Genomic DNA, 23233 nt, shown 5'->3' on the forward strand with positions numbered 1-23233 from the left:
AGCGAGCCGGGCTCGGCGAACGGCGCCGCGCCGGGCCCGGTCAGGGCACCGCCGGCTCGGGCGCGGTGCCGGGTCAGGCCACCGCCCGGGCGGCCGCACGGCCCGCCGCGCGGCCGGAGAAGAGGCAGCCGCCGAGGAAGGTGCCCTCCAGGGCGCGGTAGCCGTGGACGCCCCCGCCACCGAACCCGGCCGCCTCACCCGCCGCGTACACGCCCGGCAGGGGCTCGCCCGCGGCGGTCAGGACGCGCGACGACAGGTCCGTCTCCAGCCCGCCGAGCGACTTGCGGGTGAGGATGCCGAGGCGCACCGCGATGAGCGGACCGGCCTTCGGGTCGAGGATGCGGTGCGGGGCGGCCGTGCGGATCAGCCGGTCACCGAGGTATCTGCGGGCGCCGTGGATGGCGGTGACCTGGAGGTCCTTGGTGAAGGGGTTGGCGATCTCGCGGTCGCGGGCGACGATCTCGCGGCGCAGTGCGGCCTCGTCGACGAGCGGCTCGCCGGTGAGCTTGTTCATGCCGCGGACCAGCGCGGACAGGTCGCGTTCCACGACGAAGTCGACGCCCCGCTCCATGAAGGCCCGGACCGGGGCGGGCACGTCGGCGCGGGCCCGCTCCAGGACGCCGCGGACGGACTTTCCGGTGAGGTCGGGGTTCTGCTCGCTGCCGGAGAGCGCGAACTCCCTGCCGATGATCTTCTGGTCGAGGACGAACCACGTGTGCTCGTGGCCGGTCCGCATGATGTGCTCCAGCGTGCCGAGGGTGTCGAAGCCGGGGAAGAGCGGCACGGGCAGGCGGCGGCCGAGGGCGTCCAGCCAGAGCGAGGACGGGCCGGGGAGGATGCGGATGCCGTGGCGGGCCCAGATCGGGTTCCAGTTCTCGATGCCCTCGGTGTAGTGCCACATGCGGTCCCCGTTGACCAGGTGGGCGCCGGCGGACTCCGCGATGCCGAGCATCAGCCCGTCGACGTGCGCGGGGACGCCGGACAGCAGCCGCTCGGGCGGGGTGCCCAGGCGCTCGGGCCACTGGGCGCGGACCAGGTCGTGGTTGCCGCCGATGCCGCCGGAGGCGATGACGACGGCCTGGGCGCGGTACTCGAAGGCGCCGGCGACCTCGCGGCTGCTGGCCGCCCCGCGGACCGCGTCGGACGGCTCCAGGACCTCCCCGCTGACGGTGTCGACGGCGCCGCCGGTCCCACCGAGGCCGGTGACGCGGTGCCGGAACCGCAGCTGGACCAGGCCCCGGGCGACGCCCGCGCGCACCCGGCGCGCGAAGGGGGCGACGAGACCGGGGCCCGTGCCCCAGGTGATGTGGAAGCGGGGGACGGAGTTGCCGTGTCCGGTGGCCTCGTAGCCGCCGCGCTCTGCCCAGCCCACGACGGGGAAGAAGCGGACGCCCTGGCGGTGCAGCCAGGCGCGCTTCTCGCCCGCCGCGAAGTCGACGTACGCCTCCGCCCACCGGCGCGGCCAGTGGTCCTCCGGCCGGTCGAAGCCGGCGGTGCCGAGCCAGTCCTGGAGGGCCAGGTCGTGGCTGTCGCGGACGCGCATGCGGCGCTGCTCGGGCGAGTCGACGAGGAAGAGGCCGCCGAAGGACCAGTGCGCCTGGCCGCCCAGGGACCGCTCCGGTTCCTGGTCCAGCAGGATGACGCTCCGTCCGGCGTCGACGAGCTCGGCGGTGGCGACCAGCCCTGCCAGTCCCGCACCGATCACGATCACGTCAGCGTCGTACGCCATGGGGCCCGCCCTTCCGGGGATGCTCGGAGTGGTCCGATCCTCGGTACGCGGTGGTGCCCCGTCAACCCTCGCGGGCGGGGAAGATCGTCGGAGCCTCCGCGAACCCGCGGGGCCCGGCCCTCTGCCCCGCAAGGACCTCGGAGGACCTTCGGAGGACCTCGGAGCATCCGGAGGGCCTTCGAATTCGAAGGGGCGCGGAGGGCCTCGCAGGGCCTCGGAGGGCCTCGGAAGAACCCGGAACGACCAAGAAGGGACCCGACATGGACACATCCCCCGCGGACGAACTGCTGGACGTCGTGGACGAGCACGACGAGGTCGTGGGGCGGCTGCCCCGCGGCGAGGTGTACGCGCGCGGTCTGCGGCACCGCTGCGTCTTCGTGCTGGCGCGGGACCCCGACGACCGGATCTTCGTGCACCGCCGCACGGCGACCAAGCTCGCCTTCCCCTCGCTGTACGACATGTTCGTCGGCGGCGTCGTCGGCGCGGGCGAGTCGTACGACGCCGCCGCCCTGCGGGAGGCGGAGGAGGAACTCGGCGTGCGGGGCCTGCCCCGCCCGGAGCCCGTGCTGACGTTCCTGTACGACGACGGCCCCGGCGGCCGCGGCTCGTGGTGGTCGCGGGTGTACGAGGTGCGCTGCACGTCTCGGGTCTCCCCGCAGCCGGAGGAGGTCGCCTGGCACGCCTTCCTGACCGAGGCCGAGCTGACGGAGCGCCTGAGCGAGTGGCCGTGGGTGCCGGACGGGCTCGCCGCGTGGGAGAGGCTGCGGGCGGCCCGGTGACGCGCCCGGGGCCGGGACCGGCCCGGTGACGCGCCCGGGGCACGGGTGGCCCGGTTAGGGTGATCGCGTGGGTGACTTCGGGCGGAGCGCGCGGCTGTGGTTCTCGCCGCAGCGGGTGCGGGAGGAGGGCGAGACGCCCGACTACCGCTTCTCGCTCGCCAACGAGCGGACGTTCCTCGCCTGGCTGCGGACCGGCCTGGCGCTGGTGGGCGGCGGGTTCGCCGTCGACCAGTTCCTGCCGGACCTGCCGCGCGGGGCGCGCGTCGGCATGGCGCTCCTCCTGCTCGGCGCGGGCGCCCTGTGCGCGCTGCGGGCGGTCAACCACTGGGTGCGGTGCGAACGGGCGATGCGGCGCGGCGACGACCTGCCGGTGAGCCGCTTCCCGACGGTGCTGAGCCTCGTGGTGGGGGTCGTGGCGGTCGCCATGGTGCTGGTCGTGCTCTTCGGGTGGGCGGGGTGACGCAGGCGCCCCGCGACCCCGGGTTGCAGCCCGAGCGGACCCGGCTGGCGTGGCGGCGCACGACCCTGTCGTGCACGGTCGCCGCCGTCCTGGCCGCCCGGCAGGCGCTGCACGGCGGCGAGGTGTCGGCCGTCGGGGTCCTCGGGGCCGGGCTGTCGCTCCTGGTGTGGATCGCCTTCCTGGCGGTGGCGCACCGGCGGATCGGGGAGCTGGACCGGGGGCGGCCCCGGGCGCTGGGCATCGGTGCGGGCTGGGCCGCCGTGGGGTGCACCCTCGCGCTCGCGGGCTTCGCCGTGGCCGTGGTGGTGTGAGGCAGGACCGGCCGGGGCCCGCCGTCGAGGTGTGAGGCACGACCGTTGCCGGGGGGCCGGGGCCGGCCTGTTCAGGCCGGCCCGCCGACGGTGACGACGACCTTCCCGCCGAGCCCGCCCGCCATCGCCGCGCGCTGCGCCCGCGCCGCCTCCTCCAACGGGTACGTGCGGGCCACGCGCACCGTCAGGGCGCCCTCGTCGACCAGGTCCGCGAGGGCGGCGAGGTCGGCGGCGTCGGGGCGCACGAACATGTAGGTCCCGCCGAGGGTGACGACGTCGCCGTCGGTGATGGAGGCGAGGCGGCCCTCGGGTGCCAGCAGGTTCGGCGAGGTCCTCAGCACCTCGCCGCCGACCGTGTCCAGTACCGCGTCCACCCGCTGCGGGGCGAGCGCGCGGACCCGGCGGGCGAAGCCGTCGCCGTACTCCACGGGCTCGGCGCCCAGCTCGCGCACGCCGTCGGCGCCGCCCTCGCGGACCCCGCCGATGACCCGGGCCCCGAGGTGGCGGGCGATCTGCACGGCCATCGCCCCGACGCCTCCCCCGGCCGCGTGCACGAGCACCGTCTCACCGGCACGGACCCGCAGCGTCCGGCGCAGCGCCTGGTAGGCCGTGAGGCCCACCAGCGGCAGCGCCGCCGCCTCCTCGAAGCCGAGGGCGCGCGGCTTGCGGGCGAGGGTGCGGACGGGCGCGGCGACGTACTCGGCGAAGGTGCCGTGGCACAGCACGTCCTCGCGGACGTAGCCCATCACCTCGTCGCCCACGTCGAACTCCGGCACGGAGACACCGGGCTGCACGACCACGCCGGACACGTCCCAGCCGGGGACGACCGGGAAGACGGCGTCCAGGGCCCGGTCCAGGTAGCCGGCCTGGCACTTCCAGTCGACCGGGTTGACGGCCGCCGCCCGCACCCTCACCAGCACGTCGTCGGGGCCGACCTTCGGGTCCGGGCGCTCGCCGAACTCCAGGACCTCGGGTTCGCCGTAGCGGCGGTAGCTGATCGCCTTCATGGAACGACCCTCCCCCGAGGTGATCAATGGGGCAAACAGGGATAACCTGGGAGGGTCAGCGGCCCTCCGGACAGAGGTACTGCCATGACGGTCCGGCACGAGGAACACCCGGCGCACGTCCACGCCCACGGCCCCGCCTGCGGCCACGCGTCCGTCGTCCACGGCGACCACGTCGACTACGTCCACGACGGGCACCTGCACCGCGAGCACTCCGGGCACTGGGACGAGTGCGAGCCGGGCGAGCACGTCGCCCACAGCGGTCACGCCCACGAGCACGGCGACGGGTGCGGGCACCCGGCCGTCGCCCACGGCGACCACGTCGACTACGCGCACGACGGGCACCGGCACGCGGCCCACGACGGGCACTGGGACGACCACTGACGCCGCGACGGCATGGACGCGACGGGCGGGCCGACTCCGGTCCGAACACCCGACCGCCCGCCCCGTCCGCGCCCGGCGGGTGCCCCACCCCGGCGTCCGCCCCGGCGGCGCCGACTGGCAGGCTCTGCCTGTCCAGTTCGGCCACGACCCGGGGGGACACCGGTGCCCGCAACCGACCCGTACACCGTCCGACTCGCTCCTGATGTGCACGCCTACGTCCAGCCGGACGGCGGCTGGTGCCTGAACAACGCCGGCTTCGTCAGCGACGGCACGGACACCGTCCTGATCGACACCACCGCGACCGAGCGGCGCGCCACCGCCCTGCGCGACGCCCTCCTCGCGCGGGGCGCCGCACCACCGCGGACGGTCGTCAACACCCACCACCACGGTGACCACACGTACGGCAACTCCGTCTTCCTGCCGGAGGCGACCGTCGTCGGGCACGAGGCCTGCCGCCGGGAGGTCCTCGCGGCGGGGCGGCAACTCCACCTGATCTGGCCGCAGACGGACTTCGGCGACATCCGCGTCACGGCGCCCACGGTGACGTACCGGGACCGCATGACGCTGCACGTCGGCGGCACGGAGGTACGGCTCGTCCACCCGGGCGTCGCGCACACGGTGGGCGACACGGTCGTGCACCTGCCGGAGCGCGGGGTCGTCTTCACCGGCGACCTCGTCTTCAACGGCGGTACGCCGTTCCTGGCGACGGGCTCGCTGCGCGGGTCGCTGCGGGCCGTGGAGGTGCTGCGGGCGATGGACGCCGAGACGGTCGTGCCGGGGCACGGGCCGCTCACGGACCCGTCGGTGTACGACGCGACGGAGGCGTACCTGCGGTTCGTGGCGGAGCTGGCACGGGACGGCCACGCCCGGGGGCTACCGCCGCTGGAGGTCGCCCGCCGGGCCGACCTGGGCGAGTTCGGGCGGCTGCGCGAGAGCGAGCGGCTGGTGGCCAACGTCCACCGCGCGTACGCCGAGCTGGAGGGCCTGCCCGAGGGGTCGCCGCTGGACGTGGCGGCGGTGTTCGGGGACATGGCCGCGATGAACGGCGGCCGGGCGGTCGCCTGCCACGCCTGACGCCCGCCGTGCCGGGCCGGGCGCGCCCCGGGCCGGGGCGCCGGACGCATCCCGGCCTCCGGATCCGGGGGCCGGGCGCACATCGGACCCGGGGGCCCGCAGTGGCGCGGGGTGGACGACATACCGACTGGTCGGTCATGATGCCCGGGTACCCGTCGTCGCCGTCCCCCGCCCCCGGAGGTGCGCATCATGAGCTCTGCCCCGCCGCCAGGTCTCGACCCCGAGCGGTTGCGCGCGCTGCTGGAGCGCGAGCGGCCCGGACTGGTCGGCGGTCCGCTGCGGGCGCGGCTGATCGAGGGCGGCCGCTCCAACCTCACGTACGCGGTCTCCGACGGCGCCCACCAGTGGGTCGTCCGCCGCCCGCCGCTCGGCCACGTCCTGGCCACCGCGCACGACATGCGCCGGGAGCACCGGGTGCTCAGCGCCCTGCACCCCACCGCCGTACCGGTGCCCCGGCCGCTGCTGCTGTGCCAGGACGAGTCGGTGCTCGGAGCGCCGTTCTACGTCATGGACTTCGTGCCCGGCACCCCGTACCGGACCGCCGACCAGCTCGCGCCGCTGGGCCCCGAGCGCACCCGGGGCGCCGTGCTGGGACTGGTCGACACGTTGGTCGACCTGCACGCGGTGGACCCGGACGCGGTCGGGCTCGGCGACTTCGGCCGGCCCGAGGGGTTCCTCGACCGGCAGCTGCGCCGCTGGGGCAAGCAGCTGGCCGCCTCGCGCGGCCGCGAGCTCGCCGGAGTCGACGAGCTGCACGCCGCCCTGGGCCGGTCGCTGCCCGACTCCCCCGCGCCGACCGTCGTCCACGGCGACTTCCGCCTGGACAACGTCCTGATCGGGGACGACGACCGGATCACCGCGGTCCTCGACTGGGAGATGTCCACCCTCGGCGACCCGCTCACCGACCTCGGGCTGCTCGTCATGTACAGCACGCCGCTGGACGTCCCGGGGTCCGTGATCAGCACGACCGCGTCGGCCGCCGGCCACCCCGCCCCGCGCGAGCTGGCCGAGCGGTACGCCGCCCGGTCGGGGCGCGACGTCTCGTCGCTCGCCTGGTACACGGCGTTCGCCTGGTTCAAGCTCGCCGTCATCCTCGAGGGCATCCACTACCGCTACACGCTCGGCCGGACCGTCGGCGCCGGCTTCGACCGGATCGGCGACCTGGTGCCCGTCTTCATCGAGCACGGCCTCGACACCCTGCAGGAGGGCTGACCCCATGGACTTCGCGATGGACGCGCGCACCGAGGAGCTGCGCGAGCGCCTGCTCGCCTTCATGACCGAGCACGTGTACCCGGCCGAGCCGGTCGCCGAGGAGCAGCGCGCCGCGCTGGCCTCCCCCTGGGACACCCCGCCGGTCGTGGCGGAGCTGAAGGCGGAGGCGCGGCGGCGGGGCCTGTGGAACCTCTTCCTGCCGGACGCGAAGTACGGTGCCGGACTGACCAACCTCCAGTACGCGCCGCTCGCCGAGATCACCGGCCGCTCGCCGCACCTGGCGCCGACTGCGCTGAACTGCGCCGCCCCGGACACCGGCAACATGGAGGTCCTCGCCCAGTTCGGCACCGAGGCCCAGCGCGCGCGGTGGCTGGAGCCGTTGCTGGCCGGGGAGATCCGCTCGGCGTTCGCGATGACCGAGCCGGAGGTCGCCTCGTCCGACGCCACCAACATCGAGACGCGCATCGAGCGGGACGGCGACGAGTACGTCGTCACGGGCCGCAAGTGGTACATCTCCGGGGCGATGAACCCGGACTGCCGGATCTTCATCGTGATGGGCAAGACCGACCCGGAGGGCGAGGACGTCCGCCGCCAGCAGTCGATGCTGCTCGTGCCGCGCGACACCCCGGGCGTCGAAGTGCGGCGCGCGATGCGGGTGTACGGGTACGAGGACCACTCCCACGGCGGGCACGCCGAGGTGGTCTTCCACGGCGCCCGGGTGCCGGTGGACCACCTGATCGGCGAGGAGGGCGGCGGGTTCGCCATCGCCCAGGCCCGGCTCGGCCCGGGACGCATCCACCACTGCATGCGGCTGATCGGCATGGCGGAGCGGGCGATCGAGCTGATGTGCCGGCGGGCGGTCTCCCGCACGGCGTTCGGCCGGCCGCTGGCGGCGCAGGGGCAGGTGCACACCTGGATCGCGGACGCCCGGGTCGCGGTGGAGCAGCTGCGGCTGCTGGTGCTGAAGACCGCCTGGCTGATGGACACGGTGGGCAACAAGGGCGCCCACACGGAGATCCAGGCCATCAAGATCGCCACGCCCCGCACGGTGGTGGACGTCATCGACCGGGCGGTGCAGCTGCACGGCGCGGGCGGGGTGAGCCAGGACTTCCCGCTGGCCGAACTGTGGGCGTCGGCGCGGACGCTGCGCCTCGCGGACGGGCCCGACGAGGTGCACCAGCGCTCGCTGGCCCGGCGGGAGCTCAAGCGGTACGCCTGAGCGGGCACGGGCGGGCACGGGCGGGCACGGGCCGGACGCCCGGGCCCGCGGCGGGCGCCCGGGGGCGTCCGGACGGGGCCGCGAGGGCGTCGACGGCGTCCGGCGGCCCGGGCCCGTGCGGGCGTCGCGACCGGGCCGCGCCGGCCCGCGCCGGCCGGGCGGGTCGGTTCGACCGGGCCGGGGCCCGACCGGGACGGCGCTCCCGGGTCTTACGGGCGCAGGGCCCGCAGGAGGAGGTCGGCGAGGTGGTCGGCCACCTGCTGCGGGGTGAGCGGGCCGTCGGGCCGGTACCAGGTCGACAGGTGGTGCACCGAGCCGAAGTGGTAGTCGACCACCAGGTCCGCCGGCGTGGCCGTCGAGAACACCCCGGTCCGCTGCCCTTCCTCGACCAGGGCGCGGAACCGCTCGTGGTAGCGGCGGCGCTCGGCGCGCACCTGCTTGTTCTTCTCCGGGCTCAGGTGGTGCATCGAGCGGAAGAAGATCGACGCGTCGTCGAGGTTCTCGATGGTGGTGACGACCACGTCGGCGGCCGCGTCGCGCAACCGCCGGTCGACCGGCGCGTCGGCGCCCGCGAGGGCGTCGAGCCGCTCCTGCTGGAGGCGCAGCACGCGCGCGTACACCTCGTGCAGCAGGTCCTCCTTGGAGCCGAAGTAGTGGTAGAGGGCGCCCTTGGTGACCCCGGCGGCCTCGACGATCTCCTGCACGGACGTGCGGTCGTAGCCCCGCTCGGCGAAGAGGCGGGTGGCGGCGGCCAGCAGCCGTCTGGGGACGGGCGTGGCACCGTTCCCGTCCGTCGTCCTGGCCATGTGCCGCCACCTCTCTCCGTCGTCGCTGCCGCAGCCGTCGTCGTCGCCCGGCCGAGGACCGATCTTCCCACTAGTCGGGGCGCCGTTCACCTCCCGGTTCCCTCCCAGGTGCGCTGTACGCGGTTCATGCCGCCCAGCCAGCGCTCCGGCTCGGCGGCGCGGGCCCGGTAGTACTCGGCGACCTCGGCGTGCGGGAGGACCAGGAACCGGTCCTCCGCCATGCCCGCGAAGAGGGCCTCCGCGACGTCGTCGGGCTCGATGGCCGTGGGGGCGAGGACCAGCTCGCCGGCCGATCCGGCGGCGGTGAGCATGTCGGTGCGGACACCCTGCGGGCAGATGGCGTGGACCTTCAGGCCGCGGTGGCGGTAGGTGAGCGACAGCCATTCGGCGAAGGCGTAGGCGCCGTGCTTGGACACGCTGTAGGGGGCGGCCCCGATCATGGTGAGGAGGCCGGCGGCCGAGACGGTGGACACGAACCGGCCCTCGCCGCGCTCCAGCCAGTCGGGCAGGAGGGCCCGGGCGGCGCGCACGTGCGCCATGACGTTGACGTCCCAGGCCGCGGACCAGACGGCCTCGTCGGCGAAGGCGTCGCCGGGCGAGGCGAGACCCGCGTTGGCGCAGTAGACGTCGACGGTGCCGCCCAGGGCGTCGCGGGCCTCGGCGACGACCGCGGAGGCGTCACCGGGCACGGCGGTGCCGCCGATCGCGTCGGCGACCCGCTCGGCGCGGGCGGGGTCCAGGTCGTTGACGACCACGCGGGCCCCCTCGGCGGCGAACCTGCGCGCGAGGGCGGCGCCGATGCCGCCGCCGGCCCCCGTGACCACCACTCCGGCGCCCTGGAACGTGCTCATCGACGACCCCTCTCCCTGCGTCCGACGTGCGTCCGACGCGCATCGGACGCACGTTCGCCCTGTGTACGGCCCGCGTCCGGCACGCGCGCTGCCGTGTCCCGGCCGCGCCCGACCTGTGCCCGAGCTGCGTCCGGCGCGCGGTCGACCGGAAGCCGCCCGCGAACCGACTCGCGACCGGCCCGCGGCCGGCTTCCGGCCGACCGCCACCGACAGCAGACTAACCGGTCGGTATGTTCGCTCGGAAGGGGCGCCGCGCTAGCCTGCGAGGTCATGTCGGAGCGTGACGGAACGATCACGGAGGTGATCCCATGAGCGTGTCCAGACGGGGTCTGCTGGCGGCGGCGGGCTGTGCGGCGGGCGCCGCGGGCGCCACGGGGGCCGCCGGCGCGGCGGGGCTGGTCGCGGCTCCCGCCGCGGCCGGACGGGACGGCCGGGGCGGTACGGGCGTACGGCGGGTACTGACCGGCTTCGACCGGCTGGCGGCCGACGGGTACGCGCCGCTGGCCGGCCGGCGCGTCGGCGTGGTGACCAACCCGACCGGCGTGACGGCGGACCTGCGGCACGTCGTGGACGTCATGCACGCCGACGACCGGGTGGACCTGGTGGCGGTCTTCGGTCCGGAACACGGGTTCCGGGGCACGGCGCAGGCCGGCGGATCCGAGGGCCGCCACGACGATCCGGCCACGGGGCTGCCGGTCTACGACACGTACGGCAAGAGCGGCCGGGCGCTCGCGGACGTCTTCACCGCGTCCGGGGTGGACACCGTGGTGTTCGACATCCAGGACGTGGGCGCCCGGTTCTACACGTACATCTGGACCATGTACGACTGCATGGTCGCCGCCGAGCTGGCGGGGAAACGTTTCGTCGTACTGGACCGGCCGAACCCGCTCGGCGCGCGGGCGGCGCTCGGACCGGTGCTGGACAAGGCGTTCGCCACGTTCGTGGGCCGCGAGCCGATCGCCCAGGCGCACGGGATGACCGTGGCGGAGCTGGCGCTCCTCTTCAACGGGGAGTTCCTCACGCGGCCGGTGGCCCTGGAGACCGTCCGGATGTCCGGCTGGCGGCGCCGGGACCTCTTCGGCGCGACGGGGCTGCCGTGGGTGCCGCCCAGCCCCAACATGCCGACGCCGGAGACCGCGCTCGTCTACCCGGGGACCTGTCTGTTCGAGGGGACCAACCTGTCCGAGGGCCGGGGCACGACCCGGCCCTTCGAACTGCTCGGCGCCGAGGGCGTCGACCGGCGGTGGGCGCGGGCGGCGAACGCGCTGGAGCTGCCCGGGGTGCGGTTCAGGGAGGCGTACTTCGCGCCGGTCTTCTCCAAGTTCCAGGGGAAGACGGTCGGCGGGGTGCAGCTGCACGTCCACGATCCGGCCGCCTTCGATCCCGTGCTCACCGGTGTCGCCCTGCTCGTGACGGCGAAGCGGAGCTGGAGCGGGTTCGCGTGGCGGCCCGACCACTGGATCGACAAGCTCACGGGCTCGACGACGGTGCGCACCCTCGTCGACGCGGGCGCCGACCCGCACGAGGTGGCCGGGGCGTGGCAGCGGGGCCTGGCCGCCTTCCGCACGATGCGCGGGCAGTACCTGCTGTACCGCTGACCCGGCGGGCCGCGCCGCTGAGGGACCGTCAATCCACCACGCGCGCACCGAACGGCACGGCCCGCACACGCGTACCAGTGGGGGGACGTGCCCGTGTTGGCCGACATCCGCATTTTCGATGGAGCCGAAACGGGCACCCGTACGTCTCTTCAACGACGCCGAAGTACCAGCGACGGAGGTGGCGGAGCGATGGCAGGTTTCCGGAGTCTCGCCAGACAGGTTCGTGATCCTGGGTGCGACGTGGCGCTGCGGCGCTACTCGCTGCGCAAGTGCCTGGAGCGGTTCGCCCCGTACGGGCACCGGGCGACCTGGGACCACCTGTGCCGGAGGCACAGGTTCGGGCCCGAGGACCGGGATCTCGATCCGGCGCGGTTGGTGGCCGCGCTCGACGAGTTGGAAGAGGCGCGGGCCGTGTGGCTCGCCTACGAACGGCGGTTCGCGGAACGCCGCCGGCACGAGAAGCACCTGGGACTGCGGCGGCCCCCCGCCCTCGACGACTGGCACCGGCACACCTGGGGCGGCAACGGGGTCGTGCGGTGCGTCGACCCGGCGGTGCACCCCGGGTTGCCGCTCGGCGAGGCCCTGCGCCGGCTGGTCTCCGCACTGGAGGCGCAGCCGGGAGGGAGCTGCCCGGTGTGCGGCGCGGACCGGTTCGCGTGGCGGCCGGTCGCGGCCGACGCGCAGGGGTGCGGGCCGGTGTGCACGGCGTGCGGGGTGGTGGTGCCCGCCCCCGTGCTGACCGACGAGGCGCTGTGGGCCGCACGCGGGCGGACGGCGCGGGCCGACGGACTGCGGGCCCGCGCGGTACGGGAGCTCGCCGCCGTGGGGTGAACCGCCGCGGAGCGGTACGGGGGTGGGGCCGGATCCTCCGGCGCACCCCCGGCCGCCGCGGCCGTGACCGCTCGCCCCGGACCGGCGGGACGGCGACCGGAGCGCGCCCCGGACGGGTGGTCGCGACCGGCGCGACCCGCGGCGGCGGCGTGACGGCGACCGGAGCGACGGATGGCGGGCGGACCGGGACCCGCGTGACCGTAGCAGGCGGAAAACGGCGTGAGCCACCGGATTCGGCGCGGCCACAGTGGCCGGACCGAACCGACGCCGACCCGAGGAGCAGGGCCCCGATGTCCACGCTGCGCGTGACCGCCGAACTGCTGACCGTCCACGAGCACCCGAACGCCGACGCCCTGGAGCTCGCCCAGGTCGGCCTTTTCCGGGCCGTGGTGGCGAAGGGCGCCTTCCGTGACGGCGACGCCGCCGTGTACGTGCCGGAGCAGGCGGTGCTGCCGCCCGCGCTCGTGGAGGAGCTGGGGCTGACGGGGCGGCTGGCCGGCGCGGAGGCGAACCGGGTCAAGGCGGTGCGGCTGCGCGGGGAGCTGTCACAGGGCATCGTCTGCCGGCCGCGCGCCCTCTCCGGCGTCGACCTGGTGCGGGCGGCGGCGGAGCGGACGGACTTCGCGGAGGTACTCGGCATCACCAAGTGGGTGCCGCCGGTGCCGACGAGCATGAGCGGCGACGTCGAGGCCGCGCCTGACCTGCTGCCGTGGGGCGACGTGGAGAACCTCCGGCGCCACCCGGACGTCTTCGTGCCGGGCGAGCCCGTCGTGCTGACCGAGAAGGTGCACGGCACGGCCTGCCTGACGACGTACCACGCCGGGGACGGGCGGGTGCAGGTGTCGTCGAAGGGCTTCGGCGCGAAGGGGCTCGCCCTGCGCGAGGACCCGCGCAACGTCTACTGGCGGGCGGTGCGCGGCCACGGCGTGCCCGCGGCGGCCGCGCGGCTGGCCGGGCGCTTCGGCGCCACCCGGGTCGGCGTCTTCGCCGAGGTGTACGGGGCGGGGGTGCAGGACCTGGCCTACGGCGCCGACGCCCGCGCGGGCCGGCTCGGGTACGCCGTCTTCGACGTCGCGGTCGAGGTCGCCGGGCGGGTGCGCCGACTGGACGCCGGGGAGCTGCACGAGGTGCTGGACGGCGAACTGCCGCTGGTACCACGGCTGTACGCGGGGCCGTACGACCTCGCGACGGTACTGGAGCTGGCCACGGGCCGGGAGGCGGTCTCGGGGCGGGCGCTGCACCTGCGGGAGGGCGTGGTCGTGCGGCCGGCCACCGAGCGCTACAGCCCGGTGCTGGGCGGGCGCGCCCTCGCGAAGGCGGTCAGCCCGGCGTACCTGACCCGCAAGGGCGGCACGGAGTACGAGTAGCACCGGGAGGCGCCCGCCCGCCCCGGCCACCGGGGCGCGCGGGCGCCCCGGTGGGGGTGTCGGGCCGGTCGGGTCGGGAGCGGTGTCCGCTGCGTGCGGCCGCGCGGCGCGGGGGGCGAGTCACGGCGCGCCCACGGCGACCGACGACGACGCCGGGGTCGGGTGCCTCCCGTGCCCGGAGGGCGTGGGGGGAGGTGCCGGGCGCCGTGGGCCGGACCTGATCGGCACGGCGCCCCCGGGGCCTGTCTTTCGGATCGCGCCGGGCTCGCGGCGTCCGGCACCGCGCCTCGCCGCGTCGCCGTCGGTCGCCCGTGCTCCGCAGTGACTACCCCCTCCGCCCTGGTCCGGCCTGAGCCGACAGACAGGACCTAGCCCGCGTCGGCGTCCCGGCGCGGGCGCTCCGGCAGGAGCCGCGAGCCGGTGAGCCGCTCGCCGAAGATGTCGTCGGGGTTGGACAGCACGCAGGTCTCGAGGGACAGGCAGCCGCAGCCGATGCAGTCGGTGAGGTGGTCGCGCAGCCGGGCGAGCTGCTGGATGCGGGTGTCCAGTTCGGCCCGCCAGGCCCGGGAGAGCCGCGCCCAGTCGTCGTGCGTCGGCGTCCGCTCCTCGGGCAGCTCGGCGAGGGCCTGCCGCACGGTGGCGAGCGGGATGCCGACGCGCTGGGCGGCCCGGACGAAGGCGACGCGGCGCAGGGCGTCCCTGCTGTAGCGGCGCTGGTTGCCGCTGGTGCGGCGGCTGTTGATCAGGCCCTTGGCCTCGTAGAAGTGCAGGGCGGAGACGGCCGCCCCGCTGCGCGCGGAGAGTTGGCCGACGGTGAGCTCGTGGATCTTCTCTGGAATCTGCGGCACCCACCGAACCCTACTGGTCCGTTGACAAGGGCAACCGCCCCCACCATGCTAAGCAAGCGCTTGGAAAGATCGGGCAGGACGCACCTGGACAGGGAGCAGGGATGGCAGAGCCGAGGATCTTCACCTCCGCCGACGAGCTGCGCGCCGCGGCGGGCGAGCAGCTGGGGCACAGCGACTGGCTGGAGGTGGACCAGAAGCGGATCGACCTGTTCGCCGACGCCACCGAGGACCACCAGTGGATCCACGTGGACCGGGAGCGCGCGGCGGCCGGGCCGTTCGGGACGACCATCGCGCACGGCTACCTGACCCTGTCGCTGCTGCCCGTCCTGGTGCCGCAGGTGATGCGGGTCGAGGGCGTGCGGATGGGCGTCAACTACGGCACCAACAAGGTGCGTTTCCCCGCGCCCGTGCCGGCGGGCTCGCGGGTGCGGGCGACCGCGTCCGTCAAGGACGTCGAGGACGTGGGCGGCGGCGTGCAGGTGACCGCCGTGGTCACGGTGGAGCGCGAGGGCGGCGACAAGCCGGTGTGCGTCGCGGAGTCGGTGTCCCGCTTCTACTTCTGAGCGCTCACCATGCGCAGCACGAGGTCGGCGTAGAGCGCGCCGACCTCGTCGGGCGTCCGGCTGCCCTGGGCGTTGAACCAGCGCGCCACGTCGATGCAGAGCGAGAGCACGGCCAGGGTGGTCCCGGACACGTCCGGGACGTCGAACTCGCCCGCCGCGACGCCGTCGCCGATGATGCGGCGCACCGCGGCGTCGGTCCGGCGGCGCAGGGCGACGATCTCGGCACGGTGCTCGGGGCCGAGGGCGTCCAGCTCGTACTGGACGACGCGCGCGGTGGTGTGCCGCTCGGCGTGCCAGCGGACGAAGGACCGGACGGCGCCCGCGAGCCGCTCGGTGGCGGTGCCGGGGGCGTCCGCCGCCGCCTCCAGGATCGCCAGGGCCTTGTCGTGGCCGATCCGGCTGATCCGGTGGAGGAGCTCTTCCTTGGTCCGGTAGTGGATGTAGAGCGCGGCGGGGCTCATGCCGGCGCGGCCAGCGATGTCCCGGGTGGTCGTCGCGTGGTAGCCCCGCTCGGCGAAGGCGTCGACGGCGGCGACGAGCAGTCGCCGGGCCGCGTCCGGGGTGACCTCGCCCCACGGCAGCTCCTCGCCGCCGGCCGTCTCCTCCGCCGTACTCATCGTTCGCCCCTTCCCACGCACAAGGACGAACACCATACCGCGAGGGTGAGCAAGCGCTTAGCGCGCCCGCGGTGTACGGCTCAGAGCTTCTGGAACGGGTCGTGCTCGGCGAGGAGCTTCTCCAGGCGCGCCTGGTCGACGCGGCTGACGATGTGCCCCGCCTCCTGGCGGTCGCGGACGACCTTCGCGAGGGTGAAGGCGGAGGTCGTCAGGTACAGGACGGCGATGCCGAGGAAGGCCCGCACCCACACGTCGGCCTCCAGGTTGCCGATGCCGAGCGCGACGGCCGCGAGGGCGATGGCGAAGGAGGCGACGGCCTGTCCGTAGTAGGCCGCCGTGTTCTGCTGCTTGACCGGTGTGTCACTCATGCCGTCGAGGATGCGTACCGTGTGGCCCGGGACACATCCGCGCGGGTACTCAGGCCGGTACTCAGCGCCTCAGAAGGCGGAGACGCCCGTGAGGGCCCTGCCGATGATCAGCTTCTGTATCTGGCTCGTGCCCTCGTAGAGCGTCATGACCCGGGCGTCGCGGAGGAGCTTGCCGACGGGGTACTCGTCGATGTAGCCGTAGCCGCCGAAGACCTGCAGGGCGTTCCCCGCGCAGCGCACGGCGGCCTCGGAGGCGAAGAGCTTCGCCTGGGACGCCGCGGTGGCGAACTCCTCCCCGCGGTCGACGAGGTCCGCGACCCGCCAGGTGAGCAGCCGGGCGGCCTCGACGTCGACGGCGATGTCGCTGATCAGCTCCTGCACCAGCTGGTACGCGGCGATGGGCTTGCCGAACTGCTCGCGCTCCCCCGCGTAGCCGACGGCGGCGTCGAGCGACGCCTGGGCGATGCCGACGCAGCCGGCGGCGACGGACATGCGGCCCTTGGCGAGGGCGGACATGGCGACGGCGAAGCCCTTGCCCTCGGGGCCGAGCAGGGCGTCGGCGGGGACCCGGACGTCCTCCAGGACCAGCTCGGCGGTGGACTGGCCGCGCAGGCCGAGCTTGCCGTGGACGGGGCGGCGGGAGAGGCCGGGCGTGTCGGCCGGGACGAGGAAGGCGGAGACGCCGCGGTGGCCGGGCACGTCCGAGGTCCGGGCGAAGAGGAGGACGACGTCGGCCCAGGTGCCGTTGGTGATGAACATCTTGGAGCCGTTGACCACCCAGTCGCCGCCGGGTCCGCGCACGGCCCGCGTGGCGAGGTTCGCGGCGTCGGAGCCGGTGCCCGGTTCGGTGAGGCCGAAGCAGCCCAGGGCCTCGCCCGAGGTGAGCCGGGGCAGCCAGGCGCGCTTCTGCCGCTCGTCGCCCCAGGCGGCGACGGTCTTGGCCACGAGCCCGAGCGAGACGGAGACGATGCCGCGCACGGAGGAGTCGCCGCGCCCGAGCTCCTCGGTGACGAGGCAGTACGCGAGGTGGTCCCCGCCCGAGCCGCCGTACTCCTCGGGGACGGTCAGGCCGAGGAACCCGAGCGCGCCGAGCTTGCGCACGATCCCCCGGTCGACGCTCTCGGCCCGGTCCCAGGCGGCGGCGTGGGGGGCCACCTCGCGCCGGACGAAGTCCCGGGCGAGCCGGCGGACGGCCTCCTGCTCCTCGCTGAGCTCCAGGTTCACGCGCACTCCCCTTTAATTACCAGCGCTAGTTTTTTTCGGGCAGCCCTACTATGTGCCGCATGGCCAGACCGCGCAAGCCCCTCCTCAGCCGAGCCCGCATCGTCGACGCGGCGGCCGCCCTGATCGACGCGGAGGGTCTGGAGGCGGTCTCGACGCGCCGCCTCGCGGCGGAGCTGGGCGTCAGCGGGCCGTCGCTGTACAACCACTTCCGCACCAAGGACGAGATCCTGGAGGCGGTCGCGGACGCGGTGAGCGCGCAGGTCGACCTGGCGATGTTCGACGAGGGCGACGACCGCGACTGGCGCACGGCGCTGCACGACTGGGCGGTCTCCTACCGGGCCGCCCTGACCGACCACCCGAACATCGTCCCCGTGCTCGCCCGCGGCCCCGGGCGGCGGCCCGCCGGGCTGCGCGTCGCGGACGCGGTCTTCGGGGCGATGGTCCGCGCGGGCTGGCCGCCCGCGCAGGCGACGCACATCGGCGCGCTCATGCGGTACTTCATCACGGGCTCGGCACTGGGCTCGTTCGCGCGCGGGTTCGTCGACGACGAGACGGCCTACGACCCGGCGGACTACCCGCACCTGGGCCGGGCGCACCTGCTGGCCGAGCACCGGGAGAAGGTCGACGAGGGCGCCTTCGAGACGGGCCTGCGGGCGCTGCTCGACGGGCTCGCCGTGCAGTACGCGGCCCTGGCGCGCGCCTGACCCGCGCCCGCCGCCCCCGTCCGCGCCCCGGCCCCGGCACCGGCACCGGCACCGGCCGGTCACGGCCCGGGTGGGGACACGGACACGGACCCGGCTCGTGCCGGGACGCGGGGGCGCCGGTCGTACGAGGACCGGCGCACGGGCCGGGGTCGGCGCGGGCGTACGGGCCGGGGTCGGCGCCGGGCGCGGGGCGCGGCGTCAGCGCCGGTCGGCCCCGGCGGCACGGGAGGCGAGGACCTTGATCGAGAGCAGCGCGACCACCGCCAGCACCATGATGTAGGCGGCCACGGACATCGAGGTGCCGGTCGCCTCCAGGAGCAGCACCATCAGGAACGGGGCGAGGCCACCGCCGAGCACGGCGGCGATCTGGTAGCCGAGCGAGGCGCCGGTGTACCGCGTCTCCGCCGAGAAGAGCTCGGCGAAGAGCGCCGCCTGCGGGCCGTACATGATGCTGAGGAAGCAGCTGGCGACGAAGGTGCCCGCCGCCAGCCAGAGCAGCGAGGCCGTGTCGATGAGCAGGAACATGGGCACCGCCCACACCAGGAGCCCGGCCGCGCCGAAGGCGTACACCCGCAGCCGGCCGACGCGGTCGGACAGGGCCGCCGCCGCGGGGATCAGCGCCAGCTGCGTGAGGCTCACGCAGAGGGAGACCGTCAGCACGGCGCTGCGCTCCATGGCCAGCTCGCGGGTGGCGTAGTCGAGGACGCCGGTGACGACGATGTAGAAGGTCGCGGTGTTCACCGCGAACGAGCCGCCGGCCAGCAGCACGGTGCCGAGCTGGTGGCGCAGGACCGTCCGCAGCGGGGATCGGGGCCGCTCCTTCTCCTGCGCGGCGAGGGCCAGTTCCGCCGCCCGGAACTCCGGCGTCTCCTCGACCCGCGTGTGGATGTACCAGGCGAGGCCCAGGACGAGGAAGCCCACGAGGAACGGCACCCGCCAGGCCCAGCCGGCGAACGCCGCGTCGCCGGTGAGCGCGCCCGCCGCGAGGAAGACCGTGTTGGCGGTGACCACGCCGATCGGCACGCCCAGTTGCACGAGGCTGCCGTACAGGCCCCGTCTGCCCTCGGGGGCGTACTCGGTGGCCATGAGCATCGCGCCGCCCCACTGGGCGCCGACGGCGAGGCCCTGGAGGATGCGCAGGAGGACGAGGAGCACGGGGGCGGCGATGCCGATCGTCTCGTACGTGGGGAGCAGGCCGATGCCCGCGGTGGCGACGCCCATCAGGGTGAGGGCCAGGACCAGCATCGGCTTGCGGCCGCGCCGGTCGCCCAGGTGGCCCGCGATGACGCCGCCGACGGGGCGGGCGAGGAAGCCGACGGCGAAGGTGGCGAAGGCGGCGAGGACGCCCGCCGAGGGGCTGGCGGCCGGGAAGTAGAGGTCGCCGAGCACGAGGGCGGCGGCGATGCCGAAGACGAAGTAGTCGTACCACTCGACGGCCGAGGCGAGGGCGGCGGCGGTGGCCACCCTGCGCCGGTGGCGGTCGGTGGGGGCGGCGGCGGGGGCGGAAGGGGGTGCCGTGTCCATGGGAGCACGCTCCGGTGGGTGCGGGGACGGAAGGGGGGCGGCGCCTTGACTGCCGGGACCGTACCGACCGGCTGGTATGGAGTCAACGGGCTGGACCGCAACGCTTCCGCAGCGGCGACGCGGCCCCCGACACCCCCTCCCACCTGCGGGTACGACCGCCGTCCCGGCCCATCGGGGCAGCACGGACACCCCGGCCGCGCACGGTGCGGCCGGGGTGTCCCGCGGGTGGGTCAGAAGACGACCAGGGCGCGCCCGCCCTTCCCCGCCAGCATGGCGTCGAACGCCGCCGGGATGTCCGCCAGGCCGATCCGGTCGGTGACGAGGAGTCCCAGGTCGAGGCGGCCGGCGCGGACGTGGTCGGCGAGCACGGGCAGGTCGCGGGCGGGGTCGCAGTTGCCGTAGACGCAGCCGGACAGCGTGCGGCCCCAGTGGAAGATCTCCAGGGCGTTGAACGTCACGTGCTGGTCCTTGCCGCCGATGCCGACGACCGTGGTGCGGCCGCCGCGCCGGGTGGAGTCCCAGGCGGTCCGGATGGTGACGGCCCGGCCGACGCACTCGACGGCCACGTCGGCGCCCCGGCCGCCGGTGAGCCCGCGCACCTCCCGGGCGGTGGCGTCCGAGGCGACGACGAAGTCGGTGGCCCCGGCGGCCTTCGCCAGGGCCTCCTTCTCCGGCGAGACGTCCACCGCGACGATCGGCCCGGCGCCGGCGATGCGGGCCGCCTGGAGGGCGGCCAGCCCGACCCCGCCGACCCCGACGACGACGACCGACTCGCCCTCGCGGACGCGGGCGGAGTGGCGCACGGCGCCGTAGCCGGTGAGCACCGCGCAGCCGAGCAGGGCGGCGTCGGTCAGCGGCACGCCGTCGGGCACGGGCAGGACGCACCGGGCGGGCACGACCGTCTCCTCGGCGAACGCGGCGACGTTCAGGCCCGGGTGGAGCGGGGTGCCGTCCTCGGTGGCGGCGTACACGCGGCCCACCCCGGCCAGGGCGTCGACGCACAGCCACACCTCGCCGATCGCGCAGTGGTGGCAGGAGCCGCAGGACGGGGCCCAGTTGAGGACGACCTCGTCACCCGGCGCGACGTGCGTGACGTCCGGCCCGACGGCGAGGACGGTGCCGGCGCCCTCGTGGCCGAGGACGGCGGGTACGGGCACCCGCATGGTGCCGTCCGACAGGGACAGGTCGGAGTGGCAGACCCCGGCGGCGGCGAGGCGGACCCGCACCTCGCCGGGGCCGGGCTCGGGGAGTTCGATGCCGGTTATCTCCAGCGGAGACCCGACGGCGGGCAGGACGGCGGCGCGGACGACCACGATGGGCTTCTCCCGGCTCGGGGGCTTGGCAGGGTCAGGACCCGGGCTCGGCGGGTCGGGGTTCGGAGCGCCGGGGGTGGTGCGGAGTCCCGGAGCTCGGCGGATCGGGGGTCGGGGTGGGAGCCCCGGGGCTCGGGGTCGGAGCTCGCGGCCCGGGCCCCGGCCCCGGGGATCAGAACTGGAGGGACTTGGTGTGCAGGTACTCGGCGAGGCCGTGCGCGCCGAGCTCGCGGCCGACACCGGACTGCTTGTAGCCGCCGAAGGGGGCGAGCGGGTTGAAGCGGCCGCCGTTGATGTCGACCTGACCCGCCTCCATGCGGCGGGCGAAGGCCACGGCCGCCTCCGGCTCGCCCCAGACGGCCCCGGCGAGGCCGTACACCGTGCCGTTGGCGATGCGCAGGGCGTCCTCCTCGTCCTCGTACCGGAGGAACGCCACGACCGGGCCGAAGATCTCCTCCTGGGCGATGGTCATGTCGGGGGTGACGTCGGCGAAGACGGTCGGCGCCACGTAGTAGCCCCGGTCCAGCGGCGGCCGCGGGCCCCCGGCGACGAGGCGGGCGCCCTCGGCGACGCCCTTCTCGACGTACGCGACGACCCGGTCCCGCTGCGCGGCGCTGACCAGCGGGCCGAGGCGCTCGCCCGGCCGGTACGCGGCGACGGCCTCGGCGGCGAGCGCCACGGCCTCCTCGTAGCGGTCCGCGCGGACGAGGACGCGGCTGAAGGCGTTGCATCGCTGGCCGGAGTTGGACATGACGCTGGCGACGCTGGTGGTGACCGCCTTGGCCAGGTCGGCACCGGGCAGGATGACGCTCGCGGACTTGCCGCCGAGTTCGAGGGCGACCCGCTTGACCGCGCCGCCGGCCGTGGCCCCGATGCGCCGGCCCACGGCGGTGGAGCCGGTGAAGGAGACGAGGTCGACGCCCTCGTGCTCGACGAGCGCCTGGCCGGCGACGGGGCCGAGGCCGGTGACGAGGTTGAGGACGCCCGGCGGGAAGCCGGCCGTGTCGACGCACTCGGCGAAGAGCCGGGCGGTGAGCGGGGTCTCCTCGGCCGGCTTGACGACGACCGTGCAGCCGGCCGCGAGGGCCGGGGCGACCTTGGCGACGAGCTGGTGGAGCGGGTAGTTCCAGGGGGTGATGGCGCCGACGACGCCCACCGCCTCCAGCAGCACGGTCGAGTTGCCGACCTTCTCCTCGAACGGGTACGTGGCCAGGAGGTCGGCGTACGACCCGGTGACGGTGACCGGCAGCCCGGCGTGGACCGCGTGGGCGAGCTTGGGCGGGGCGCCGAGCTCGGCGGTGACCGTCGCCGCGATCTCGTCCTGGCGGGCCGCGAGGGCGTCGCGCAGGGCGGCGAGGCGGGCGGCGCGCTCGGCGGGGGTGGTGGCGGACCAGGCGGGGAAGGCCGCCCGGGCGGCGCGCACGGCGGCGTCCACGTCCTGCGCCGAACCCGCCGGCACCTCGGCGATGACCTCCTCGGTCGCCGGGTTCACCACGGCGATGGTGCCGGCACCGGCGGCGGGCCGCCACGCGCCGTCGATGTACATCCCGTCGTGGACCTTCATCGCTGTCTCCTTCGGCCTGACTCGCTGTGCCTGTCGTCCGTCGCCGACCAAACTAGCGGCGGTAGTTTTCCGCCGCCAGGGGGTGGCGGTGGCGGGTGGGCACGATCCTGCCATCCGCGACCGCTCAGAAGTCGACCCGCACCCGGTCGTCGACGCGCGCGACGGATTCCTGCCCGAAGGCCCGCCGGTAGCTCTCGCGGACGCGCTCGACGCGGGGGTGGGCGACGGCCGCGTCGGCGGCCGGGTACAGCAGCACCAGCTCGTACGAGCGCTCCCGCCGGATCCGGCCGGAGTCGTCGCGCCACTGGCCGCGCCCCTCCTGGACGGTGAGCCCGGCGGGGAAGAGCGGGGTGACCACGCGGTCGACGAACTCCGTGAACTGCCGGTCGGTCACCGCGCGGCCGCCGTCGGACCGCTCGGTGCCGAAGAGCAGGCGGGTCTCGGCGTGGGCGCGGGCCCCGGCGGGGACGGTGGCGCCCGGCGTGCCGGGGGCGGGCGCGGCGGGACTCGCGCCGTCGTCGAGCGCGGCGTACGCGGTGGGGGCGCCCGCCGCGAGGAGGAGCGCGGCGGCGGCGAGGGCGGTACGGCCCCGGGCCCGGGCGCCGCGGGCGACCGGCGCGCGGGCGGGCACCGGCACGGGGCCGGCCGCCGGGGCCGGGGCCGGCGTGGCGGCGGAAGGCGGGACGGACGTGGCGGCGGAGGGCGGCACGGCGGCGGAAGGCGAGGCCGGTGCGGACATGCGGGGCTCCTCGGTGGGTGACGGGCGGCGCCGGGCCGGTCCCCCGGCGGCAGGGACCCCGCCCGGCGTCCGGCGGTCCGCGCGGCCGGGCGCCGGTGAACGGCGCGGCGGACCCGCGCGCTCCCTCGGGGAGGCGCGGGCCCG

Annotated in this window: 24 protein-coding genes; 12 read left to right on the plus strand and 12 right to left on the minus strand. The window is 75.5% G+C overall.

Annotation, left to right across the window (positions count from 1 at the left end; translation table 11 throughout):
- Nucleotides 1-73: 73 nt before the first annotated feature.
- Nucleotides 74-1729 carry an FAD-binding dehydrogenase gene (locus tag ACF053_RS24405; protein ID WP_391955901.1) on the minus strand — a complete coding sequence of 552 codons (1656 nt, stop codon included), beginning with the start codon at nt 1727-1729 and terminating at the stop codon, nt 74-76.
- Between the two features lie 260 nt (nt 1730-1989).
- On the opposite strand from ACF053_RS24405, the gene ACF053_RS24410 reads away from it, so the two are divergent.
- From ACF053_RS24410 to ACF053_RS24420, 3 genes are all read left to right on the plus strand, one after another.
- Nucleotides 1990-2508, plus strand: a complete 519-nt coding sequence (locus ACF053_RS24410; protein WP_391955902.1) for an NUDIX domain-containing protein — start codon at nt 1990-1992, stop codon at nt 2506-2508.
- Nucleotides 2509-2575: 67 nt separating this feature from the next.
- Complete coding sequence (locus ACF053_RS24415; protein WP_391955903.1) at nt 2576-2968, plus strand: YidH family protein; 393 nt, start codon at nt 2576-2578, stop codon at nt 2966-2968.
- Nucleotides 2965-3279 carry a DUF202 domain-containing protein gene (locus tag ACF053_RS24420; protein WP_391955904.1) on the plus strand — a complete coding sequence of 105 codons (315 nt, stop codon included), beginning with the start codon at nt 2965-2967 and terminating at the stop codon, nt 3277-3279. The genes ACF053_RS24415 and ACF053_RS24420 overlap by 4 nt, the downstream gene beginning before the upstream one ends.
- Nucleotides 3280-3350: 71 nt before the next feature.
- Here the strand turns inward: ACF053_RS24420 and ACF053_RS24425 are convergent, their stop codons facing one another.
- Nucleotides 3351-4286 carry an NADP-dependent oxidoreductase gene (locus tag ACF053_RS24425; protein ID WP_391955905.1) on the minus strand — a complete coding sequence of 312 codons (936 nt, stop codon included), beginning with the start codon at nt 4284-4286 and terminating at the stop codon, nt 3351-3353.
- 84 nt (nt 4287-4370) lie between these two features.
- Here ACF053_RS24425 and ACF053_RS24430 point away from each other — a divergent pair, with 84 nt between their 5' ends.
- From ACF053_RS24430 to ACF053_RS24445, 4 genes are all read left to right on the plus strand, one after another.
- Nucleotides 4371-4667: a hypothetical protein gene (locus tag ACF053_RS24430; protein ID WP_391955906.1), complete on the plus strand. Its 297-nt coding sequence runs from the start codon at nt 4371-4373 to the stop codon at nt 4665-4667.
- A 162-nt stretch (nt 4668-4829) separates the two neighbouring features.
- Nucleotides 4830-5741: an MBL fold metallo-hydrolase gene (locus ACF053_RS24435; protein ID WP_391955907.1), complete on the plus strand. Its 912-nt coding sequence runs from the start codon at nt 4830-4832 to the stop codon at nt 5739-5741.
- A 189-nt stretch (nt 5742-5930) separates the two neighbouring features.
- Nucleotides 5931-6953 (plus strand): phosphotransferase family protein, encoded by a 1023-nt coding sequence (locus tag ACF053_RS24440; RefSeq protein WP_391955908.1) that lies wholly within the window; start codon nt 5931-5933, stop codon nt 6951-6953.
- A 4-nt stretch (nt 6954-6957) separates the two neighbouring features.
- Nucleotides 6958-8172, plus strand: a complete 1215-nt coding sequence (locus tag ACF053_RS24445) for an acyl-CoA dehydrogenase family protein (protein ID WP_391955909.1) — start codon at nt 6958-6960, stop codon at nt 8170-8172.
- A 209-nt stretch (nt 8173-8381) separates the two neighbouring features.
- Here the strand turns inward: ACF053_RS24445 and ACF053_RS24450 are convergent, their stop codons facing one another.
- Entirely contained in the window at nt 8382-8978 is a 597-nt protein-coding gene (locus ACF053_RS24450; protein WP_228981647.1) for a TetR/AcrR family transcriptional regulator, read from the minus strand.
- Between the two features lie 86 nt (nt 8979-9064).
- A complete protein-coding gene (locus ACF053_RS24455; protein ID WP_391955910.1) occupies nt 9065-9829 on the minus strand; it encodes an SDR family oxidoreductase in 765 nt (254 codons plus the stop codon).
- 308 nt (nt 9830-10137) lie between these two features.
- Here ACF053_RS24455 and ACF053_RS24460 point away from each other — a divergent pair, with 308 nt between their 5' ends.
- From ACF053_RS24460 to ACF053_RS24470, 3 genes are all read left to right on the plus strand, one after another.
- The gene (locus tag ACF053_RS24460; RefSeq protein WP_391955911.1) at nt 10138-11427 is read left to right on the plus strand and encodes an exo-beta-N-acetylmuramidase NamZ family protein; all 1290 of its coding nucleotides are present in this window, start codon (nt 10138-10140) and stop codon (nt 11425-11427) included.
- Nucleotides 11428-11616: 189 nt separating this feature from the next.
- Complete coding sequence (locus ACF053_RS24465; RefSeq protein ID WP_391955912.1) at nt 11617-12258, plus strand: hypothetical protein; 642 nt, start codon at nt 11617-11619, stop codon at nt 12256-12258.
- 290 nt (nt 12259-12548) lie between these two features.
- Nucleotides 12549-13625, plus strand: a complete 1077-nt coding sequence (locus ACF053_RS24470) for an RNA ligase (ATP) (protein ID WP_391955913.1) — start codon at nt 12549-12551, stop codon at nt 13623-13625.
- A 368-nt stretch (nt 13626-13993) separates the two neighbouring features.
- Here the strand turns inward: ACF053_RS24470 and soxR are convergent, their stop codons facing one another.
- Nucleotides 13994-14473: a redox-sensitive transcriptional activator SoxR gene (gene soxR, locus ACF053_RS24475; protein ID WP_391955914.1), complete on the minus strand. Its 480-nt coding sequence runs from the start codon at nt 14471-14473 to the stop codon at nt 13994-13996.
- A gap of 101 nt (nt 14474-14574) precedes the next feature.
- Here soxR and ACF053_RS24480 point away from each other — a divergent pair, with 101 nt between their 5' ends.
- On the plus strand, nt 14575-15036 hold the full coding sequence (locus tag ACF053_RS24480) for a MaoC family dehydratase (protein WP_058944688.1): 462 nt from the start codon (nt 14575-14577) through the stop codon (nt 15034-15036).
- On the opposite strand, the gene ACF053_RS24485 is transcribed toward ACF053_RS24480, so the two are convergent.
- From ACF053_RS24485 to ACF053_RS24495, 3 genes are all read right to left on the minus strand, one after another.
- On the minus strand, nt 15027-15653 hold the full coding sequence (locus tag ACF053_RS24485; protein ID WP_391955915.1) for a TetR/AcrR family transcriptional regulator: 627 nt from the start codon (nt 15651-15653) through the stop codon (nt 15027-15029). The genes ACF053_RS24480 and ACF053_RS24485 overlap by 10 nt on opposite strands.
- An 80-nt stretch (nt 15654-15733) precedes the next feature.
- A complete protein-coding gene (locus ACF053_RS24490; RefSeq protein WP_058944696.1) occupies nt 15734-16021 on the minus strand; it encodes a YiaA/YiaB family inner membrane protein in 288 nt (95 codons plus the stop codon).
- Nucleotides 16022-16090: 69 nt separating this feature from the next.
- Nucleotides 16091-17245, minus strand: a complete 1155-nt coding sequence (locus ACF053_RS24495; protein WP_391955916.1) for an acyl-CoA dehydrogenase family protein — start codon at nt 17243-17245, stop codon at nt 16091-16093.
- Nucleotides 17246-17304: 59 nt separating this feature from the next.
- On the opposite strand from ACF053_RS24495, the gene ACF053_RS24500 reads away from it, so the two are divergent.
- Nucleotides 17305-17949, plus strand: coding sequence for a TetR/AcrR family transcriptional regulator (locus tag ACF053_RS24500; protein WP_391955917.1), 645 nt, complete (start codon nt 17305-17307; stop codon nt 17947-17949).
- Nucleotides 17950-18147: 198 nt separating this feature from the next.
- Here ACF053_RS24500 and ACF053_RS24505 read toward each other — a convergent pair whose 3' ends face one another.
- The 4 genes from ACF053_RS24505 to ACF053_RS24520 all read right to left on the minus strand — a co-directional run bounded on the left by ACF053_RS24505 (nt 18148) and on the right by ACF053_RS24520 (nt 22987).
- Nucleotides 18148-19473 (minus strand): MFS transporter, encoded by a 1326-nt coding sequence (locus ACF053_RS24505; protein WP_391955918.1) that lies wholly within the window; start codon nt 19471-19473, stop codon nt 18148-18150.
- Between the two features lie 230 nt (nt 19474-19703).
- Nucleotides 19704-20786 (minus strand): Zn-dependent alcohol dehydrogenase, encoded by a 1083-nt coding sequence (locus tag ACF053_RS24510; RefSeq protein ID WP_391955919.1) that lies wholly within the window; start codon nt 20784-20786, stop codon nt 19704-19706.
- Nucleotides 20787-20958: 172 nt separating this feature from the next.
- Nucleotides 20959-22350, minus strand: a complete 1392-nt coding sequence (locus ACF053_RS24515) for an aldehyde dehydrogenase family protein (RefSeq protein ID WP_391955920.1) — start codon at nt 22348-22350, stop codon at nt 20959-20961.
- Between the two features lie 124 nt (nt 22351-22474).
- On the minus strand, nt 22475-22987 hold the full coding sequence (locus tag ACF053_RS24520; RefSeq protein WP_391955985.1) for a DUF3574 domain-containing protein: 513 nt from the start codon (nt 22985-22987) through the stop codon (nt 22475-22477).
- Nucleotides 22988-23233: the final 246 nt, after the last annotated feature.

Source organism: Streptomyces kanasensis, assembly GCF_043077165.1.
Classification (GTDB): Bacteria; Actinomycetota; Actinomycetes; order Streptomycetales; family Streptomycetaceae; genus Streptomyces; species Streptomyces changanensis.

What these genes read in the sequence shown, in the direction of transcription:
- ACF053_RS24450 (WP_228981647.1), bottom strand. Translation starts at nt 8,978, where the DNA reads ATGGCCAGGACGACGGACGGGAACGGTGCCACGCCCGTCCCCAGACGG.
- ACF053_RS24470 (WP_391955913.1), top strand. Translation starts at nt 12,549, where the DNA reads ATGTCCACGCTGCGCGTGACCGCCGAACTGCTGACCGTCCACGAGCAC.
- ACF053_RS24515 (WP_391955920.1), bottom strand. Translation starts at nt 22,350, where the DNA reads ATGAAGGTCCACGACGGGATGTACATCGACGGCGCGTGGCGGCCCGCC.
- ACF053_RS24425 (WP_391955905.1), bottom strand. Translation starts at nt 4,286, where the DNA reads ATGAAGGCGATCAGCTACCGCCGCTACGGCGAACCCGAGGTCCTGGAG.
- ACF053_RS24480 (WP_058944688.1), top strand. Translation starts at nt 14,575, where the DNA reads ATGGCAGAGCCGAGGATCTTCACCTCCGCCGACGAGCTGCGCGCCGCG.
- ACF053_RS24410 (WP_391955902.1), top strand. Translation starts at nt 1,990, where the DNA reads ATGGACACATCCCCCGCGGACGAACTGCTGGACGTCGTGGACGAGCAC.
- ACF053_RS24445 (WP_391955909.1), top strand. Translation starts at nt 6,958, where the DNA reads ATGGACTTCGCGATGGACGCGCGCACCGAGGAGCTGCGCGAGCGCCTG.
- ACF053_RS24430 (WP_391955906.1), top strand. Translation starts at nt 4,371, where the DNA reads ATGACGGTCCGGCACGAGGAACACCCGGCGCACGTCCACGCCCACGGC.
- ACF053_RS24505 (WP_391955918.1), bottom strand. Translation starts at nt 19,473, where the DNA reads ATGGACACGGCACCCCCTTCCGCCCCCGCCGCCGCCCCCACCGACCGC.
- ACF053_RS24405 (WP_391955901.1), bottom strand. Translation starts at nt 1,729, where the DNA reads ATGGCGTACGACGCTGACGTGATCGTGATCGGTGCGGGACTGGCAGGG.
- ACF053_RS24500 (WP_391955917.1), top strand. Translation starts at nt 17,305, where the DNA reads ATGGCCAGACCGCGCAAGCCCCTCCTCAGCCGAGCCCGCATCGTCGAC.
- ACF053_RS24440 (WP_391955908.1), top strand. Translation starts at nt 5,931, where the DNA reads ATGAGCTCTGCCCCGCCGCCAGGTCTCGACCCCGAGCGGTTGCGCGCG.
- ACF053_RS24460 (WP_391955911.1), top strand. Translation starts at nt 10,138, where the DNA reads ATGAGCGTGTCCAGACGGGGTCTGCTGGCGGCGGCGGGCTGTGCGGCG.
- ACF053_RS24465 (WP_391955912.1), top strand. Translation starts at nt 11,617, where the DNA reads ATGGCAGGTTTCCGGAGTCTCGCCAGACAGGTTCGTGATCCTGGGTGC.
- ACF053_RS24485 (WP_391955915.1), bottom strand. Translation starts at nt 15,653, where the DNA reads ATGAGTACGGCGGAGGAGACGGCCGGCGGCGAGGAGCTGCCGTGGGGC.
- ACF053_RS24490 (WP_058944696.1), bottom strand. Translation starts at nt 16,021, where the DNA reads ATGAGTGACACACCGGTCAAGCAGCAGAACACGGCGGCCTACTACGGA.
- ACF053_RS24455 (WP_391955910.1), bottom strand. Translation starts at nt 9,829, where the DNA reads ATGAGCACGTTCCAGGGCGCCGGAGTGGTGGTCACGGGGGCCGGCGGC.